This window comes from Methanocaldococcus jannaschii DSM 2661, from assembly GCF_000091665.1.
Lineage (GTDB): Archaea > AGJL01 > Methanococci > Methanococcales > Methanocaldococcaceae > Methanocaldococcus > Methanocaldococcus jannaschii.
Genome location: NC_000909.1, coordinates 467,605 through 485,479 on the forward strand (window position 1 = coordinate 467,605; position 17,875 = coordinate 485,479).

Annotated in this window: 17 protein-coding genes; 1 reads left to right on the forward strand and 16 read right to left on the reverse strand. The window is 31.8% G+C overall.

What is annotated here, in order from left to right:
* Positions 1-2: 2 nt before the first annotated feature.
* Positions 3-1,178 carry an NAD(P)/FAD-dependent oxidoreductase gene (locus tag MJ_RS02820; RefSeq protein WP_010870036.1) on the reverse strand — a complete coding sequence of 392 codons (1,176 nt, stop codon included), beginning with the start codon at positions 1,176-1,178 and terminating at the stop codon, positions 3-5.
* The gene (locus tag MJ_RS02825; RefSeq protein WP_010870037.1) at positions 1,178-1,348 is read right to left on the reverse strand and encodes a 4Fe-4S binding protein; all 171 of its coding nucleotides are present in this window, start codon (positions 1,346-1,348) and stop codon (positions 1,178-1,180) included. The genes MJ_RS02820 and MJ_RS02825 overlap by 1 nt, the downstream gene beginning before the upstream one ends.
* 175 nt (positions 1,349-1,523) lie before the next feature.
* Here MJ_RS02825 and MJ_RS02830 point away from each other — a divergent pair, with 175 nt between their 5' ends.
* Complete coding sequence (locus tag MJ_RS02830; protein ID WP_064496535.1) at positions 1,524-2,687, forward strand: FprA family A-type flavoprotein; 1,164 nt, start codon at positions 1,524-1,526, stop codon at positions 2,685-2,687.
* A 34-nt stretch (positions 2,688-2,721) separates the two neighbouring features.
* On the opposite strand, the gene MJ_RS02835 is transcribed toward MJ_RS02830, so the two are convergent.
* The 14 genes from MJ_RS02835 to MJ_RS02895 form a co-directional block, all read right to left on the reverse strand.
* The gene (locus tag MJ_RS02835) at positions 2,722-3,741 is read right to left on the reverse strand and encodes a histone deacetylase family protein (protein WP_064496536.1); all 1,020 of its coding nucleotides are present in this window, start codon (positions 3,739-3,741) and stop codon (positions 2,722-2,724) included.
* Between the two features lie 1,031 nt (positions 3,742-4,772).
* Positions 4,773-5,315 (reverse strand): 2-oxoacid:ferredoxin oxidoreductase subunit gamma, encoded by a 543-nt coding sequence (locus tag MJ_RS02840; RefSeq protein ID WP_064496537.1) that lies wholly within the window; start codon positions 5,313-5,315, stop codon positions 4,773-4,775.
* A 13-nt stretch (positions 5,316-5,328) separates the two neighbouring features.
* Positions 5,329-6,141 (reverse strand): 2-oxoacid:ferredoxin oxidoreductase subunit beta, encoded by an 813-nt coding sequence (locus MJ_RS02845; protein ID WP_010870041.1) that lies wholly within the window; start codon positions 6,139-6,141, stop codon positions 5,329-5,331.
* 276 nt (positions 6,142-6,417) lie between these two features.
* Positions 6,418-7,200: a hypothetical protein gene (locus MJ_RS02850; RefSeq protein ID WP_010870042.1), complete on the reverse strand. Its 783-nt coding sequence runs from the start codon at positions 7,198-7,200 to the stop codon at positions 6,418-6,420.
* A 24-nt stretch (positions 7,201-7,224) separates the two neighbouring features.
* Positions 7,225-8,817: a lysine--tRNA ligase gene (gene lysS / locus MJ_RS02855; protein ID WP_010870043.1), complete on the reverse strand. Its 1,593-nt coding sequence runs from the start codon at positions 8,815-8,817 to the stop codon at positions 7,225-7,227.
* A 267-nt stretch (positions 8,818-9,084) separates the two neighbouring features.
* Positions 9,085-9,342 carry a DUF2097 domain-containing protein gene (locus MJ_RS02860; protein WP_010870044.1) on the reverse strand — a complete coding sequence of 86 codons (258 nt, stop codon included), beginning with the start codon at positions 9,340-9,342 and terminating at the stop codon, positions 9,085-9,087.
* A 20-nt stretch (positions 9,343-9,362) separates the two neighbouring features.
* Positions 9,363-9,869 (reverse strand): nicotinamide-nucleotide adenylyltransferase, encoded by a 507-nt coding sequence (locus tag MJ_RS02865; protein WP_010870045.1) that lies wholly within the window; start codon positions 9,867-9,869, stop codon positions 9,363-9,365.
* 89 nt (positions 9,870-9,958) lie between these two features.
* The gene (gene ppsA, locus MJ_RS02870) at positions 9,959-13,492 is read right to left on the reverse strand and encodes an intein-containing phosphoenolpyruvate synthase (protein ID WP_064496538.1); all 3,534 of its coding nucleotides are present in this window, start codon (positions 13,490-13,492) and stop codon (positions 9,959-9,961) included.
* 160 nt (positions 13,493-13,652) lie between these two features.
* Positions 13,653-14,177, reverse strand: coding sequence for a 50S ribosomal protein L16 (gene rplJ / locus MJ_RS02875; protein ID WP_010870047.1), 525 nt, complete (start codon positions 14,175-14,177; stop codon positions 13,653-13,655).
* Between the two features lie 132 nt (positions 14,178-14,309).
* The gene (locus tag MJ_RS02880) at positions 14,310-14,999 is read right to left on the reverse strand and encodes a glycosyltransferase family 2 protein (protein ID WP_010870048.1); all 690 of its coding nucleotides are present in this window, start codon (positions 14,997-14,999) and stop codon (positions 14,310-14,312) included.
* A gap of 103 nt (positions 15,000-15,102) precedes the next feature.
* Entirely contained in the window at positions 15,103-15,846 is a 744-nt protein-coding gene (locus tag MJ_RS02885) for a hypothetical protein (RefSeq protein WP_064496539.1), read from the reverse strand.
* A 1-nt stretch (position 15,847) separates the two neighbouring features.
* On the reverse strand, positions 15,848-16,018 hold the full coding sequence (locus MJ_RS09575) for a hypothetical protein (RefSeq protein ID WP_010870050.1): 171 nt from the start codon (positions 16,016-16,018) through the stop codon (positions 15,848-15,850).
* A 2-nt stretch (positions 16,019-16,020) separates the two neighbouring features.
* A complete protein-coding gene (gene minD, locus MJ_RS02890; protein WP_209320034.1) occupies positions 16,021-16,803 on the reverse strand; it encodes a septum site-determining protein MinD in 783 nt (260 codons plus the stop codon).
* 177 nt (positions 16,804-16,980) lie between these two features.
* Positions 16,981-17,862 carry a DUF2121 family protein gene (locus MJ_RS02895; RefSeq protein ID WP_010870052.1) on the reverse strand — a complete coding sequence of 294 codons (882 nt, stop codon included), beginning with the start codon at positions 17,860-17,862 and terminating at the stop codon, positions 16,981-16,983.
* Positions 17,863-17,875 lie beyond the last annotated feature (13 nt).

The following is a 17,875-nucleotide window of genomic DNA, read 5'->3' on the forward strand; positions in this document are numbered from 1 at the left end:
AATTATAATAAATCCTTAAAGTATTTTAAAAGTGATGGTTTTTTAGTTATTATTCTCTTGACAAATTTTTTCAAGTCAATGCCGTCTAAACTTTCTCCTAAAGCTTCTGCTAAAGCATCTAACTCATCATCACTCATTTTCTCTAAGATTTTTCTATACTTTAAATGGCTCATTAAATATTCATAATGCTTTTCTTTCCATCTTCTTTCATATTCTTTTAGGGTTTCTTCACTCCAATCATTTAATTTTATAGCTTTACTTGCTACTTCTCCAGCTATTAATCCACAATCCATAGCTAAATAAATTCCTCCACCAGTTAATGGGCTTATCTGCCCAGCAGCATCCCCCACAACTAAAAGACCATCAGTATAGGTTTTTTCTATAGGGCCAGAAACAGGAGCTCCTCCAACTTTGAATTCTATTGGTGTTGCATCCTTTAACCTATCTTTAGCTAAACCATTTTCTATGAACTCTTCTAAATATTCTATTGCCTTCTTCTTTTTATCTCTAACTCCCAAACCAACATTAGCTGTTTCTCCTTTGGGGAATATCCAAACATACCCTCCTGGAGCCACTTCATTACCAAAATAGAATTCCATCATATTTTTATCCAACAATTCAACATTTGTCATCTCATATTCAGCACAGGAGCAAATCTCCAATGGCTTTTTCTTTGCCTTTAAACCAGCATATTCAGCTATATTGCTCTCAACACCATCAGCAGCTATAACCACTTTAGTTTTTATAACATACTCCTCTCCTAAAAATTCAACTATAACATTCCAATAATCTCCGTCCCTCTCTAAACCAATAGCTGTTGTTTTTACTGCTACTTTAGCTCCTGCTTTAGCTGCCCTTATAGCCAAATATTTATCAAAAATTTTTCTCTCAACTACATATCCTTGAGCCTTATCTTGAGTTACTGTAACTTTTTTTCCAGAAGGAGAAAATAAAATTCCTCCCTTAATAATGTTTCTAACAAACTCTGGTTCTGGTTTTAATCCAAATTCCTCTATTGATGGAATTGCCTCAGCACACCTAACTGGCTCACCAATCTCTTGAGATTTCTCAATTAATAGTGTTTTAGCTCCATTCTTTGCTGATGCATAACTTGCCATACTTCCTCCGGGACCTGCTCCAACAACCACTACATCATATACATCATTTAACTCTCTCATCATTCCCCCTCTAATGCATTTAATGGACATACTATTGTGCATAACTTACAGTTATTACACTTTTTTTCATCAATAACTATAATATGTTCTATCAAATTGATAGCTAACTTTTCACAAACTCCAACGCACGCTCCACAATAACCACACTTTTTGTAGTCTATTTTTACCATAATTTCCCTCAATCTATGCTGTTAATCAAACTAAAACATTTATAAAGATTACTTAGTTGTTATTTTACTTAAATTAACATTGGACATTTATTATATATTACTATCGCCAGAATATTTAATGTTGTAATCTTTAGAGTTTTGGGTTCTTATAATTAATATTTTTGTGGTGAAATATATGGTGCTTAAAATAAAAGATAATATTTACTGCATGAGTTTTATAGAATGGAAAATTAAAGAGTATAGGGGATTAGACATTGAAAAAGGGACTACATATAACTCATATCTAATCTTAGATAAAAACAATGTTATAATCGATACTACAAGAATAAAGTATTTTGATGAATTATTGTCATATTTGAAAGACGTAGCTAATTTGAAATTAGATTATATTATCTCAAACCATATTAGTCCTGACCATAACGAATGCATAGAAAAACTTATTGAGCTTACAGAAGCGAAGATTGTGACTACAAAAATTAGAAAATATTATTTAGATGCTCAATTTAATACAAAAGATTGGGAATTTGTCATTGTAAAAAATGGAGATGAATTAAATATTGGAAATAGAACATTAAAATTTATAACTGATGACAAGTGTGAATATATGCTAACATACTGTGTAGAAGATAAAATTCTGTTTTCAAATGATTTATTTAGTCAACATGTGGTTTATAAAGAGAAAATAGACAGTGATATTGGTCATAAAATTATGCTGGATGCTAAGGAGTATTTTGCCAATATTTTATTACCATATAGAAAAAGCATCTTAAAAATTCTAAATATCTTGAAGGATTTGGATTTAGAGTATATATGTCCATCACATGGTGTTATTTGGCATATAATGATTGATGAAATTTTAACAAAATACCGTATGTGGTGTTCTGATTCATATAAAAATACTGCAGTCATTGTATATGCAACTATATACTCTTCAACAGAAAAAATAGCCAAAGCCCTTGGAGAGGGATTATCTGAAGAAGGAGTTGATGTAATATACCACAGATTAGATACTTCCCCATTGAACATTATAATGAGAGATATCTTAGACGCAAAATACGTATTGGTTGGTTCTCCAACAATAAATATGAATGTGCATCCAAAGGTTGGAATGTTATTAACTTATATAGAAGGATTAAAGCCAAGTAATAAAAAGATTGGCGTAGCCTTTGGCTCCTATGGTTGGAAAGAATGTGCGACTAAAAAAATAATTGAGGCTTTTAAAAGGTTAGGGTTTAAAATTGTTGATGATAAGATATTGACATTTAGATTTGCTCCAAAAGAAAATGATATTAAAAAAATTAAAGAGTTTGGTAGAAAGTTAGCAAAAATTAACGTCTAACTACTTATTATAATATATAAACTGCGGAGTCCTATTAAAAAATATCCAAATACTCCCCAATTATCTTTTTAACATTTTTAACCATTGATTTAACTTCATTAGAATTAATAACTGTATAATCCTCTAAATTATCCAACACATCTTTAGCATCAACATATCCATCTAAAAATGCTGGTGGAGCATACTTTAAACCTATACTGTATCCTCCTTCTAAAACTGCTGTAACACTATATCCGCTTAGCTTAGCTCCTACAAATCTATAAAATGTTTCAGTTAAGTCCATACTTGCAAGGCCATCATTTATAAATGCATCAAAACCTGCAGAAACTAAAACAGTATCTGGACTAAAGTAATTTAAAATTGGCTCAACAATCTCATTCCATGCAAATATATAATCAGCATCAGTTGAATGTGCTGGGAAAGGAAGATTTATTTTAGTCCCTTTTGCCTCTTCTCCTCCAATATCTAATATATCTCCAGTTCCTGGATAGATGCCTCTTTGGTGGAAATCTATATGAATAACTCTATTATCATTCCAGAAGATTTCTTGAGTGCCGTTTCCATGATGCACATCAAAATCAATTATTATGACTTTTTTCATATAATTTTTAGCTAATCTTGCAGCTCCTGCTATATTATTAAATATGCAAAAACCGTTTGACATTGCTCCTAAAGCCCTTCCAGAAATTCCAGCATGATGTCCTGGAGGTCTTGTTAATGCAAAGTATAAATCCCTATCTTTTAATGCTAATTTTACAGCTTCTTTTGCCAATTTAAAGGCAGTTAATGCTGCGTCTAAGGTTCTATCACAGAGATATGTATCACCATCATAATAGTTAAATGATTTGCTTAGATTTATAATTGAATATACATAATCTCTACTATGAATCTCTAAAATCTCATTAATTGTAGATTTTCCTTCAATTAAAACTATATCATCAAAGCCATTAGATTTTAAGCTGTTTAAAATGGTTAAAACTCTCTCTGGATTTTCAACATGGTAGGATTTTGGTTTATGCCCTAAAACCTCTGGATTGTATAAAATTTTTGGCATAATGGACACCAAAAAATAGGTTTTTAGTTTAATATTTCTCTTTTGGGATATAAAAAATTATTTAGGATATTTTAGAGTGGATAAAAAAGAGTTTTTGATACAATATTGTTCTTCTTAAACACGAAATATAGGGTTGGACAAAAATCGTGGAAAAAGAGAGGAGGTGACTATGATGGGTTTCCATACAATACTGTTCTCCTTAAACAATTTTAGAGATTAGGGGGGAGCCGCCCTCACACCTCCCGTTTCCATACAACAATGTTCTTCTTAAACAGACTATCAGATGTAACCGATATTATCGATAAACGTTTAGTTTCCATACAACAATGTTCTTCTTAAACCCTTTATATTTAGATATATTATAACTAATATTTATACTTTACTATTTAAAATTATTAATAACCAATATTAACATTCAATAAAAACCTTTTATTTTATCTAATAAATTAACAAAAAACCTCTAATCAAATAATAACCTAAAAATCATATCTTACATCTAAAAAATCTCCCCTATTCATTCAAATCTAAATTTTGAGTAATACTTTTTTAGTGATAATGATTATTTCAACCAAATAGAGAATTTTTAACTAATAAAATTTAAAATTTTCATTTAAAAATCTTTAAAATCAAAATCTGATAATGTAATCATTGGATAAATTTTTATCAATTTTTCATATACAAATAAAACATATAAAACCAAAACTATAGAAATCTATTTTTTAATTATCTAAAATTTCAAAAGTTTTTATTAGTTTTACTCAATTTTAAAGATTATTTTTATAACTCCGATTATTTGATTCTATAAAATTATCTCCATAATAAAATCTTTCATAAAATCCCTTTAAATTAAAAAAATCTCAAAAATTAGAAAGTTTTTTATTAAAATAATAATTTTCTATTTGTAGTCCATAAAATCAAATATTCAGATACTTACAATTTTCCAGCAACTTCATAACCCTTACTAACCATAGGGCTTCGCCCTATTGGGATACCTGGATGCATTGCTTCTTTACAGAAGCAATGCCTCTTCTTTATAACTCCTTTGCAACTTCATATCCCTTACTAAATGCCAATAAGTTTTTCTCTTCAGTTCCCTTTGGAACACTATCTAAAATTGCCTTTTCCATACTTTCCTTTGAAACAATATTTGTTAATCTTGTTAAAGCTCCTAACATAACTATATTTGCAACAATTGGAAGTTTTATCTCCTCTGATGCAATCCTTGTAAATGGGATTTTATACATCGTTACATCAACTTCTGGCATTTTATCTGTTGAAACTAAATCCTCATCAACCAATACAACTCCTCCCTCTTTAATATCATCCTTATACTTATCATAAGCCTGCTGTGATAAACAAACCAATATATCCGGCTTTATAACCTTTGGGAAGTCAATTGGCTCATCACTGATAACAACCTCTGACTTACTTGCCCCCCCTCTTGCTTCCGGCCCATAAGACTGTGTTTGAACTGCCTCTTTATTGTCATACAATGCTGCTGCCCTCCCTAAAATAACTCCAGCCAAAATAATTCCCTGCCCACCAAATCCAGAGAGTCTTATCTCTTTTCTCATCTTAACCCTCCTTTTATTCACTCTTTAACTTCTCAATCAACTTATGCAATTCCTCAACAAACTCTGGTTTCTCTATATCTAAAAACTCACCAACAACAATTTTTCCATTCAACTCCTCTTCACTCATATCCTTAGCTTTATTTAAGTGTATTGAGTTCTCTTTTAAGAATTTAATCATATCAGCTGGCTTTCTTGAGATGTTGAATCTTCCATAGTATGTTGGACATTGAGAGACAACCTCAATAAACGCAAATCCTTTCTTTTGAATACCCTTCTTAATTGACCTAACAAGCTGAATTGGATGAGCTGTTGTCCATCTTGCTACATAAGTAGCTCCTGCCGCAATCGCCATTTTACACAAATCCATAGTATTTTCTATACTACCATAAGGTGCTGTTGTTGCCTTTTTACCATAAGGTGTTGTTGGTGAAACTTGCCCCCCAGTCATTCCATAGATATTATTGTTTATACAGATGACAGTTAAATCTATGTTTCTTCTGCATCCATGGATGAAGTGATTTCCACCTATAGCTGCCAAATCTCCGTCCCCAGTAAATACAACAACATGTTTATCTGGTCTTGCTATTTTAATTCCTGTTGCAAACGCTATAGGTCTTCCGTGGGTTGTGTGTAAGGAATCACAGTATAAATAACCAGGAACTCTTGAAGAACAACCTATACCTGAAACAGCTATATAGTCCTCTGGCTTTATATTTAGCTCTTCAATAGCCTTTAAAAAGCAATTCATAACAATTCCATTTCCACATCCAGAACAGAAGATGTGTGGCAATCTATCTTGCCTCATGTATTTTAAAGCTGGATGCAATTTACCACCTCAAATAATTTTTAATTTATAATGGATACCCCAAATAGAGATAGAGTTAAGCCCTATTTTAATCAAACGAACTCATCTCCTCATAACTACCGCATGGCTAAGCTCAAACATTGCTCCCAACCTTTTAGTAAAAGGTTACTCGAACAACCTTTTAGAAAAGGTTGATCAAAACTTAGTTAAATAGGTATCCCAATAGGGCGAAGCTATGGTGCGTTGATCAAAACAGATGCATTACCTCGCTACGCTCGGTAATGCCTCTTAGCATAGCTATTTCCTCATAATTACGGCATGGCTAAGTTCGAACATAGCTCCAGATAGCTCGTTACCAATATCTTGAATATCAGCTAAACTTAATTCAATCTCATCTCTTTGGATGGATATAGCAACTGGTAAATACTTATAGGCGATTTCAAACATCTCAAAGGGATTACATAACAAATCAACAGCCATTAGTCCATTAAAATTCTCATTATTTTCATTGAAGTTTTTAGTTATAATCTTGTTGATTATAATCTCATCCCTATCCAAAGAAATAAGCAGGTTTTTTACCACTTCATTTTCATTTTTTCCAATAGCTTCAAACACTGCCTTAACTCTTATAAACCCTTCTTCTTCAAAATCGGCTATTTCATCTTCATCATACTTGCCTTTTTTATATCCCTCAACATCTATATCTTTTTTCTCTTTAACATATACATCAAATCCAATCTTATATGTATCCATAAATGATTTAAACGCACTTATAACCAAAGCTAAAACTTCATTTATCTCATTAGCTGTGAGTTTTAATTTCTCTGGTTTTATAACTTCAATATCTGCCCCATATTTTAAACAGAAGTTTATATAATCCTTAAAGTTATCAAAATTTATCTCAAATTCTCCAATTTTTGTATAAAACTTTAAATTTTCGTCTTCTTCTATGTCTTCATCTACATATTTAAGTTTAGCATTATATTTTTCTTTCAGCTCATTAGCCAAATTTTCAAATTCTTTTTCAACAATTTCTTTAGAATTTCCTTTAACTTCCTCTAATGCGTGTATTTTTATCATCTTACCACCAAAAAAAGTAAAAAATTATTCAAATAATGAATATCTTCTTATAACAAAATCTTTTCCAAGAGTTGCTAAGAAAGCTCCTAACTTTGGCCCGTACTTTTTACCTAAGAGTATCATATACGATGCTTGGAAGGCATCTCTTGGATTTAAGCCAAGTTCTTTTGCTGTTTGATAAATCAACTCATGCAAGTTTAAAGCATCAAACTCTGCTGTTTTTAATTTTTCAGCGAAGTATTTAATCCATTCTTTTTGTTTATCCTTCAATTTTTCATATATCTCTTTTGCCTCATCCTCACTAATTATAACCAACTTTTCTCCATACTTCAAAGCCCAGTTTCTTGCCATTAACAATCTATCTTTCAATTTTTTCATGCTGAACTCATCAATATCATCTATACTATAGTTATTTCTTCTTAATATTTCAAATACTCTCTCCATATTAATATCTTCCTTCTCTTCATCATAAGTTAGCTGAGCAATGATTGAACAGAATCTATATGGTATAACAAACGGCTTAGTTTCAGGGATTTTTGGTGTTGATAACTCATAAATTCTTATCTTTTCTTGTTCTTCTTCACTTAACTCATCTTTATCTTTGTTGTTAAAGTAGAAATCCTCTAATCTATCATATTCATCCACTAAGTCAGGAATTTTCTTCAAATCAAAGTCTATATGCTTTGTTGGCTTACTTCTCAACAATAAGAATCTTAAAATCTCTGGGTGGGCTATATTAGTCCAATCCTTTACAGCAAACACAACACCTTTTGAAGAACTCATAGGAATTGCTTTATCCCCAACTTTTAATTGAATCCATTCATAAACAACCTTTTTTGGTGGTATATAGTTATAAATCTCTTTTGCAATTAAAACTCCTGTATCGTAACTTCCCCCTGCTGCTGCATGGTCTTTACCCATTGGCTCAATAGTTACATTAAATATACTCCATCTCGCCGGCCAATCTACTCTCCATGGAAGCTTAGCTCTTCCTTTATATGGTTTTACAGTGTTTTCAAATCCACAAATCTCACATCTATAGGTTATTTCCTCTTTCTCACTATCATATTTTATAACCTTTGTCTTTAACTTTCCACAGTTTTCACAAACTATGTTTATTGGCCACCAGTCATCTGGTAAAGGATTAGCTCTAAATTTATTCAAAATCTCCATAATTTTTTCTCTATTGTCTAAGGCAATCTTTATCTTTTCATCATAAAGTCCTTTTTTGTAGTTTTCATCAGCTCTATATGTTGTTAGCTCTACTCCTAAATCATCTAAACTCTCTAAGTAAGGTCTTAAAAAGTGTTCAGCATAACTTTCACAGCAACCCTCTGGACATGGTATCTCGCTTAAAGGCATCCCAATATACTGCTCAAACTCTTTTGGTAAGAATGGATATAACTTCCTTAATGGGTCGTAGGTATCTGCTATAAAAATTAACTCTGCTTCAACTCCTTTATTTATTAATCCCTTATAGATTGCATCTGCTGTCAGTGTTTCCCTTGCATTTCCTACGTGGATATGTCCTGAAGGTGTTATTCCACTCGCAACGATATATTTATCTGCTTTTCTCTCTTCAATCAATTTTTCAGCAATTACATCAGCCCAATGCATAATTTCCCTCAAAATTTTTGTTTCTTCTATTTTATTGTCTATATTATTTAAAATATAAAAATCAAAAAATCCAAATTTCTTTAGGTTACATAATAATTTGTTAAAATATTAACTACCAAAATGATATAAATAACTTAGTTTTAGACAAAAAAGCTGAATTATAGTCAATCATCAAAAGTTTTTATAGTTATATAATAAACTTATAGAAGCTCAAAAGGGCTTCTATACCAATAACCTTAGAAAATGTTATCTATTTTTGATGATTGACTAATAAAACCTCAACACAACTCTTTTCTCTCCATTACTATGAACTAACTCTAACAAATCATCCAATATTTTCTCAATTTCAACCTCTATAATTCCATATTTTTCATGAACCAACCTTATAAGTCCATCGTTATAATGCATTAACCTACCTTCAACATGAACCCTTCCAAAATATATCTCAACATACTCATCAACATCTATATTGTTAAGGTATTCAATAACTTCTTTTGGATTTTTTACATCAATGATTTCCTCCATAATATCACTATTTTTATTTTTTATTTGTCTGTCTGAGCTAATTTTCTAAGCCGTTCAACACCTTTTATTTCTTTAATAACATCAACAACTGCTTTAGGAACCAAATGCTCCCATTTCTCTCCATTTAACATCCTTCTCCTAATTTCAGTTCCTGAATATTCTTTCCTATTAAACATCTCTGGCCTTTTTACCTCATATCCCCTCTCCTCAAACAAAACTCTAACTAATGGGTTTCCACTATACACAATATCAAATGGAGGGGTTAAAGATTCAACATAAGAAACCCAGATAGAGTTGAACTCAATATCTTTTATAGGGATTGGATAATAGGTTAAATCATAATCTTTAAGCGATTGTGTTATCATTAAGATTCTCTCACCAGCTGTGAATGGATTTTCTAAGGTATGACTTTTTTGAGCACTACCTATTCCAATAATTATTTCATCAACCTCCTCAGCTATCTTTTTTATTACTTCTAAATGTCCCTTATGGAATGGCTGAAACCTACCAATTATAAACCCTCTCAATGTATCACCAAAAATAGTGAAGATTTGGAATTGTTAAAATATATAATGATAAAATAGTCATAAAAACAAAACTTAAAAGTTAAAGGTAATTACTCCCTCTCTACATATGATTTTCTTATGTAGTTTAATATAACCTTCTGCTCAGTTCTTGCTACAACTCTTCTTATTGTCTCTACAGCATCAATGTTTGCTGAAACACTATCAATTCCCCACTCAACTAACTTCTCAACTATGTGAGGTCTGCTTCCAGCCTGCCCACAAATTGATGTTTTTATGCCATGTTTTTTGCAAGTTTTAATTACGTGCTCAACCAACTTTAACACAGCTGGGTGATCTTCTTTATAATACTTTGAAACTAACTCGTTATTTCTATCAATTGCTATTGTGTATTGTGTTAAATCGTTAGTTCCTAAGCTAACAAAGTTTATTCCTTCTTTTATAAAGTCCTCAATAATTAAAGCTGCTGCTGGTGTTTCAACCATAATTCCAAATGGAATATCCTTACATGGTTCTAAACCAACTTCTCTCATTATCTCTTTAACTCTTCTAACTTCATCTGGATGAGTTACGAGAGGGATCATGATCTCTATATTCTTATAGCCCTCTTCTCTCAATCTTTTAATTGCCTTTAATTCACATTTTAATATATCTACTTCATCAAGATCTCTCCTAATTCCTCTCCAACCAAGCATTGGATTGTGTTCTATTGGCTCATTCTCTCCTCCTTCTAAACCTCTAAACTCATCTGTTGGAGCATCTAATGTTCTATAAGTTACAGGTCTTGGGTAGAATGCATCTGCTACCTTTCTAATTCCTTCCATTAACGCCTCTATCAATGCTTCTTCTCCCTCTTCCTCTAAAATCTTTCTTGGATGCTTACCTAATCCTAATATCATATGCTCAGCTCTCAACAAGCCAACCCCATCTGCTCCTGTTGCTGCTGCTCTTTCAGCAACCTCTGGCATGCTGACATTAACTTTAACCTCAGTAGCTGTTATTATTGGAGCTTGTTGAACAACAACCTCCTGTTTTTTCTCTTTTTCTTCAACCTTTTTAATCTCTCCTTCATAAACAATTCCCTTCTCTCCATCAACTGTAACGATCATTCCATCTTTTAAAACCTTCGTTGCTTTCTTTGTTCCAACAACGCAAGGTGTTCCTAACTCCCTTGAAACGATTGCCGCGTGGCAGTTGAATACAACTATTGGAGTGTAATGCTTAGTCCAAACAACATAGTTGTGGTTAAACTCATTTTCTGCTTTAACTGTTATGTTATAAACTTCCCCATAATCTTCTCCAACTTTTTTAATCCTGATGGAGTAAATATCACTCTCTTTTAAGAGTTTGATTTTTTGTTTTATTCTTTCAATGCCATCTTTATCTATTTTGCTAAGGTATTCTTCTAATTTATTTATTCCAATGAATAGTTTTTCTTTATATGTCTTGTATAAATAGCCCTTATAATCAAATTCTTTAAGTTCTGGCAGTATTTGAGATATATCTATTAATTTTTTATCTTCAACTGGTTTTTTGAACTCTTTTAGCTTATCTAATTTGATTCTTCTTGTTCTTTGCAGTATAGTTTCTAAGTTGTTATTAAAGTATATTGTTGCTGTTGATGACCTTTTATATCTCAATCTTGGAATTATTCCCAATCTATATAGCCCAACAATTAAGCCCTCAATCTTTTTGATATGGGAGGAGTTTTGATATATCTCAACTCTTCTCTTTCCACTTAAACATCCATCTCCATCAACAAATCCAGCAATTAAATCGGCTATTTCATCTTTGGTAGCATATAATGGGATAGTGTTTATATTGACCTCAATAAAGCCCAATATTTCAGAAGGTATTTTTCTACTTGTTTGATATTCAATAACGTTGTTTCTATTGCTAATCTCTATAAAGTTGCCTCCAATTAACTTAACATCTCCTTTAACTTTTTCTATGAAGTCCTTCTTTTCCTCAGTGTCTTTTTGGGTAAATCTTACCCTTATTGGTTTTCCATTTCTTCTGACAATGTGTCCATCTGAAAGAACTGCTCCTCCTAAATACATAACTTCTGCTAAGCTTTCATACTTCTCCTCAATCATTGGGATGTAGTCAATACTCAATACAGAAAGGTTGTTATCTATAATATCACATAATTGAACCTTACTGAGTTCTCCATTTACAAACACTGGGAATTTGTGGTCTGGAGTGATTTTTATTGTATCTTTTGTATTTTTATTCTTTCTATAAACGCCAATTTCATATCTCCTTGCCTCTCTTTTTTGTGCATCAATTATCTCTTTCCATTCTGTTTTTAAGGTTTCAGCATTTAATCCCAAAACCTTCAATTTTTCTCCATTTTTAACTAATTTATAGACCTCTTTCATTTTTAAAAAGCCCCTATCTGTTAAAATTTTTGCATCTCCTTCTATACAGGTTAATCCTCCCTCATCTGTTACAATAGCAGCTGCCTTTTTCATCGCTGGAACCATATCTGGTGTGGTCATCTCTGTTACTAATATATCCCCTTCTTTAACCTTGTCTATTTCACTAACATCGTGGATTATTTTAACAACACCTGTTGCAATGCCTGGAGATGCCCCAATACCTTTTAATAATATTTTTGCCTCGATATCCTCTTCTTTTGCCTTTTTCTCTTTTTTACCTTTCTTTAAGGTAGTTATCGGTCTTGCTTGAAGCATGTAAAACTTGCCTTTCTCATAAGCCCATTCAACATCCATCGGTTTTCCATAGTGTTTTTCTATATTCAACCCTATTTTAGCCAATTCTTTAATTTCATCATCTGATAAAACTTGCTTTTCCTTCATATCATCAGGGACTTCAACAACCTTTGTTTCTCCTTTTTCATCCTTAACAAACATCGTTTCTTTTCTTGCTATATGCTTATCAACAATCTCTAAGGTCTTTTTATTGACAATGTATGTATCTGGAGAGACAGAACCACTAACAACTCCCTCTCCTAATCCCCACGCTGCTTCGATAACTAACTCATCATAATTTTCGCTAATTGGATTAACTGTAAACATAACTCCTGCCTTTTCAGCATTAACCAATTTTTGAACAACTGCAGCTAAAGCAACCTTAAAGTGGTCAAACCCCTGTTGTTCTCTGTAGAAAATGGCTCTTGGAGTAAATAAAGATGAGAAGCATTTTTGCACATATTTAACTACATTTTCAGCTCCTTTTATATTCAAGTAAGTATCTTGCTGTCCTGCAAAACTTGCCTCAGGTAAATCTTCAGCGGTTGCAGAACTTCTAACTGCCACTGTTACCTCATCCTCTCCGCACATTTCACATAATTTGTTATATGCCTCAATAATAGCCAATCTCAAATCTTCCGGCATCTCTGCTTCTTCAATTAATTTTCTAATTTTTTTTGATGCATTTGTTAATGCATCTGTGTCATTAACGTCCAAACCGCTTAAAATTTCTCTTATTTTATCCATTAATCCAGTTTCTTTTATAAAGTGCCTGTAAGCATCAGCAGTAACAACGAATGCTGGTGGAACTGGCAATCCAGCGTTCCACATCTCTCCTAATGAAGCTCCCTTACCTCCAGCAATGTCTACATCTTTATTTGATAACTCGTCTAACCATGCAATAAATTTCATGCTATCCCCTTTTGTATTTTGGATAATTAACAATATATAGGGGATTATATATAGCTTTTATTTTAAAATAAATTTAAATATTTGAATGATAATATTATAAATAAAATAGTAGAGTTATTACAAGTGAAAATGTTATAAAAAATTAAAAAAAGTTTCATAATTATAATTTAAGCAATTCTTTTCCTTGCTCAATAACTATTCTACATGGAACTGGTAATTTCATTGCAGCTCTTCTTAAAGCTTCCTTTGCAGCTGGGAATTTGTCTGGGTTTACCCATACTGTTAAGATTGCCTGTCCTTCCTTAACTCTTGCAGCTGTTCCAATTGGTTTTCCAAATGCCAATCTCATTCCATCTGAAATTCTATCTGCCCCAGCTCCAGTAGCCATCTTGTGCTCTCTCAATATTTGGTGTGGATAAACTCTAATTTGGAATTTGTAACCCATTCTACCGCACATCTTTGTTAAATATTTGTTTGCGGCAACTCTTGCAGCTTCTAATGCGTTATGTCTTATTTGGATTGGTCTTGTAGCTACTAAATTAACCTTAACTGGGAATTCTGCTGATAAGTTACCCATTATGAAATGAACTACTTTTGGTTGTGGAACCCCTTTAACATACTCCTTTCTTGTGTATGGTGGTTTATCTACATCTCTGTAACATCTGTTTGGTCTTAAAGAAGCCATATCATCACCTATTTTGGCTGTTTCGTTTTATAGATAAAGAGAAGGACTATGTGTGTTTTCAATTCCCAATATATAAAATTTATTGTGATGCTAATATTTTTAACTTAATATTTAAAGCTTACTGTTATTTTGCTACTCTAAAAAAATGAACTTTATAACCTGCTTAGCAACTTCTAAGATTTTCTTTGTGGTTATATATGAAACAGCTTCATCATGATACTCAACACTCACATATTCCTCCACAATCTTAGCCCCTTTTTTCGCTAACTGCAGAGCAATAAAATGTTCAACTGCATAACCATCTCCAAACTTCATATCTTTTAAAAACTCTGCCTTTATTATCCTAAAACCACACTGAACATCCCTAAAGAAATAAAATCTTTTTGAGTATATTAACACTGCCAACGACGTAAGTATTGAAGCAAAAAAATTAGATATTTGCCTATGCAATGGAATATGTTTGTATTTCCTAATACCAAAAACGGCATCAGCATTTGTATCTTCCAATTTTTTTAACAGTTTTGGAATGTCCATTGGTTTGTGCTGATAATCTCCATCAATATATATGATATATTTATATTTGTTTAAAGATAAGGCAAATTTTGTTCCTTTCTCTATTGCTTTTGCCTTTCCTTCATTTTTTTCATTTCTTATTAAATATACATTAATCTTTGCTTTTTTTGCAAACTCTTCAACGATTTTTGAGGTATTGTCTTTAGAACCATCATCCACTACTACAGCATCAACTCTTAACTTTTCTAAGTCCTTTAACACCTTTAAAATATTTTTTTCCTCATTGAATGCTGGAATTATTGCAATCATAGGTAATCACAATATAAATTGGATGCTAGTAAATTTTTAACAAAATTTTAAAATTTTATGGTAATAAGAAAAAGTAGAAAAATAGGAATTGGTGTTTTTAGTTTTAGATTTTGATGATATACATTACAACAAACCCAAATACTATACCTATAATCAACCCAAGAATCCCATACATCAGCCAATTATTACCTTTATCTTTTTGGACGTTTTCAATAGTTTGTGTTGATGTGTTATTGAATTTTTGTGTTATTTTTTCTTGAGATGTAGTGTTTGCCTTTGTAATATTCCCTATATCAATATTTTTTGATATATTTGTTTTATTTTGGGTGATATTTGTTTCATTAATAATTGCATTTGTAGAATTTGGTGTAGTTACATTTGTGGTATTTTCAAATATTTTAGTAATATTTTCTAAGAGAGATGTGTTTTCTTCATCTCTATTATATGTATTATTATAACTTACATAAATATTTTCAGGAAGTGTTAATATTGAGATGTTTAATAAAAATTTTTTCTTTATAAGCGTTCCATCAATAATATACGACATTTGAACATTAATTGTATGATTTCCAGGAGTTACAGCCTCACCTTCAAATATGTGAAATACCTTAGCATCCTCTGCAACACCTGCATAGTATAAAGTGGAATTTTTAAACACTACAGCATCTGAAAGGACTGTAACATTAAAATCTTCAACATTATAAGGAGCTCTCCATTGAAATATAACATATACGGAATTATTTACTAAACATTTTTCGGGGGTAACTATAATTTCTGGATTTAAAGCATAATTTGGAATTAAAAAAATAAATAAGGATATTAAGAGAGGAATAATTACTTTTTTCATCTTACCCACCAAGTTTTAGTTTTCTTATTCTTTCATTTAATTTTTCGACCTCCTCCTTTGTTAATCTTGTAGCTTTTTTAACCTCCTCCAATTCTTTTTGTAACATTATTACTTTAATCCCCAGTATTATGTTGAGGAGTATGCTAATAGCCACAATTATATACAAAATCATCCTTATCTCCTCCCGAACAATCCTTTAATAAACTTAGATATGAATGATTCTTTCTTCTTCTTAAGTTGTGCTTCATATTTAGCTCCAATTAACTTAGCTGCTATCTCCATGATTGCTTGAGCGGCTGGAGAATCTGGATACATAATAACGAGAGGTGTTCCAAATGCAGCTGCCTTCCTAACATGAGGGTCCTCTGGAACAACACCTATAACAGGAACTTCTAAAATTGTCTCTATAGCTTTAACCCCCAACTCTGTACTCTCATTTGAAACCCTATTAACAATAGCCCCAATGATGTCAGTTCCCAATCTTTTTGTTATAGCGATAATTTTTAATGCATCTGATATTGAGGATATCTCTGGATTTACAACGACAATTAAACCATCTGCTGATGATATTGCTATTAAAGTCTCTTTTCCAATACCTGCTGGACAGTCAATAATTAAAATCTCAACTAAATCATGTATTGCCTTTAAAACTTCCTCAAGTTTTTCTGGTTTAGCTCTTCTGAACTTTTCTAATGAAACACCTGCTGGAATAACTAAAACTCCTTCAGGACCTTCATAAATTGCGTCCTTTATATCTGCTTTACCAGCCAACACATCGTTTAAGGTTACTGGCTTTCCTTCTAACCCCATGATAAGCTCTAAGTTTGCCATTGCTATATCAGCGTCCAAAACAGCCACTTTTTTTCCAAATTTTGCAAGAGCCACAGCAAGATTTGCAGATATCGTTGTCTTTCCAGTACCTCCTTTTCCAGATGCTATCGCGATAGCTATTGCCATTAATGTCACCATTCTAAAATCTTTATATTACCTATTTACAACACTAAAGTTATAGTTAAGTTAAATATATACTCTTCGGTTTAATATTAGGACACGCTTATCTTCAAAAACATTACATCATTAATTAATTGAATAAGGTTATCTAACAACATTTGCTTATTGAACTTTAGGACTATGTTATTTATGAATTATGATATATTTGGTTGTTACTTTCTCATTAGTCCCTTTTATTTTCATATCTCCATTTTCAATAACTACTATATCACCATCTTTAAAGTTGCCTTCCACATCCACAACTTTAAATACCTTTGGATTTGGGTCTATCTTATCGATAGCTATATAATCATCATATAAGTGAAGTTTTCCATCTTTAATAACTCCAATTTCTCCATTTTTTACAATTTTATTGACTATACTCATAACCTTTCCAAAATCTATGAGTTGTTTCCTCAACTGTTCCCTATATTTAAATAGGCTCTCAATATCCTTTTTAATAACTTCCTCAAAGTTCTTTTCATATTTATTCACACTGTAAATGTCATACTCTTTACTCACTGTAGGATGCCACTTTAATTTCTCAAAAATTTCTTTTATTGCATCTTCTATCTGTTGTATAGGCATCATTGGGAATAATTTAGCTGTTCTTTTTAATTCCTCCTCAGCTTTCTTTTTTAAGAATCTGTTTCCAAGAACTACAATTCCAAAACCTTCTTTTATTGTTTGATTTGTAACTGTGTCGTTTAATATATCAACAATGGCACATTTCCCTTTTGTTGCATAAACCCTCCTTCTCTTTGCATCAATTCCTAAGCTCCTAACTTCTCCACATACTACTGAATCAGATATCTTTCTAACTTTTTCCCTATCATCTTCAATTATAATTTTAATGTTAAGCTTTTCTGCCAATTTATAAAGTTCCTCTTCAGATTTTATCTCCCCACTGTATAGTTTTTCTTCTAAAATCTTTCTATTCTCCTCACTACCTCTAAAAAATATTTGCCTTCTATCTCCTCCAATTACAGCCCCATTTTTACCATAGTAGCAAATAATTAAACTCACTCTCTCACCCCTT

What these genes read in the sequence shown, in the direction of transcription:
- MJ_RS02860 (WP_010870044.1), bottom strand. Translation starts at nt 9,342, where the DNA reads ATGGAGGAAATCATTGATGTAAAAAATCCAAAAGAAGTTATTGAATAC.
- minD (WP_209320034.1), bottom strand. Translation starts at nt 16,803, where the DNA reads ATGGCAATAGCTATCGCGATAGCATCTGGAAAAGGAGGTACTGGAAAG.
- lysS (WP_010870043.1), bottom strand. Translation starts at nt 8,817, where the DNA reads ATGCATTGGGCTGATGTAATTGCTGAAAAATTGATTGAAGAGAGAAAA.
- ppsA (WP_064496538.1), bottom strand. Translation starts at nt 13,492, where the DNA reads ATGAAATTTATTGCATGGTTAGACGAGTTATCAAATAAAGATGTAGAC.
- MJ_RS02880 (WP_010870048.1), bottom strand. Translation starts at nt 14,999, where the DNA reads ATGATTGCAATAATTCCAGCATTCAATGAGGAAAAAAATATTTTAAAG.
- MJ_RS02840 (WP_064496537.1), bottom strand. Translation starts at nt 5,315, where the DNA reads ATGAGAAAAGAGATAAGACTCTCTGGATTTGGTGGGCAGGGAATTATT.
- MJ_RS02850 (WP_010870042.1), bottom strand. Translation starts at nt 7,200, where the DNA reads ATGATAAAAATACACGCATTAGAGGAAGTTAAAGGAAATTCTAAAGAA.
- MJ_RS02835 (WP_064496536.1), bottom strand. Translation starts at nt 3,741, where the DNA reads ATGCCAAAAATTTTATACAATCCAGAGGTTTTAGGGCATAAACCAAAA.
- MJ_RS02825 (WP_010870037.1), bottom strand. Translation starts at nt 1,348, where the DNA reads ATGGTAAAAATAGACTACAAAAAGTGTGGTTATTGTGGAGCGTGCGTT.
- MJ_RS02885 (WP_064496539.1), bottom strand. Translation starts at nt 15,846, where the DNA reads ATGAAAAAAGTAATTATTCCTCTCTTAATATCCTTATTTATTTTTTTA.
- MJ_RS02820 (WP_010870036.1), bottom strand. Translation starts at nt 1,178, where the DNA reads ATGAGAGAGTTAAATGATGTATATGATGTAGTGGTTGTTGGAGCAGGT.
- MJ_RS09575 (WP_010870050.1), bottom strand. Translation starts at nt 16,018, where the DNA reads ATGATTTTGTATATAATTGTGGCTATTAGCATACTCCTCAACATAATA.
- rplJ (WP_010870047.1), bottom strand. Translation starts at nt 14,177, where the DNA reads ATGGCTTCTTTAAGACCAAACAGATGTTACAGAGATGTAGATAAACCA.
- MJ_RS02830 (WP_064496535.1), top strand. Translation starts at nt 1,524, where the DNA reads ATGGTGCTTAAAATAAAAGATAATATTTACTGCATGAGTTTTATAGAA.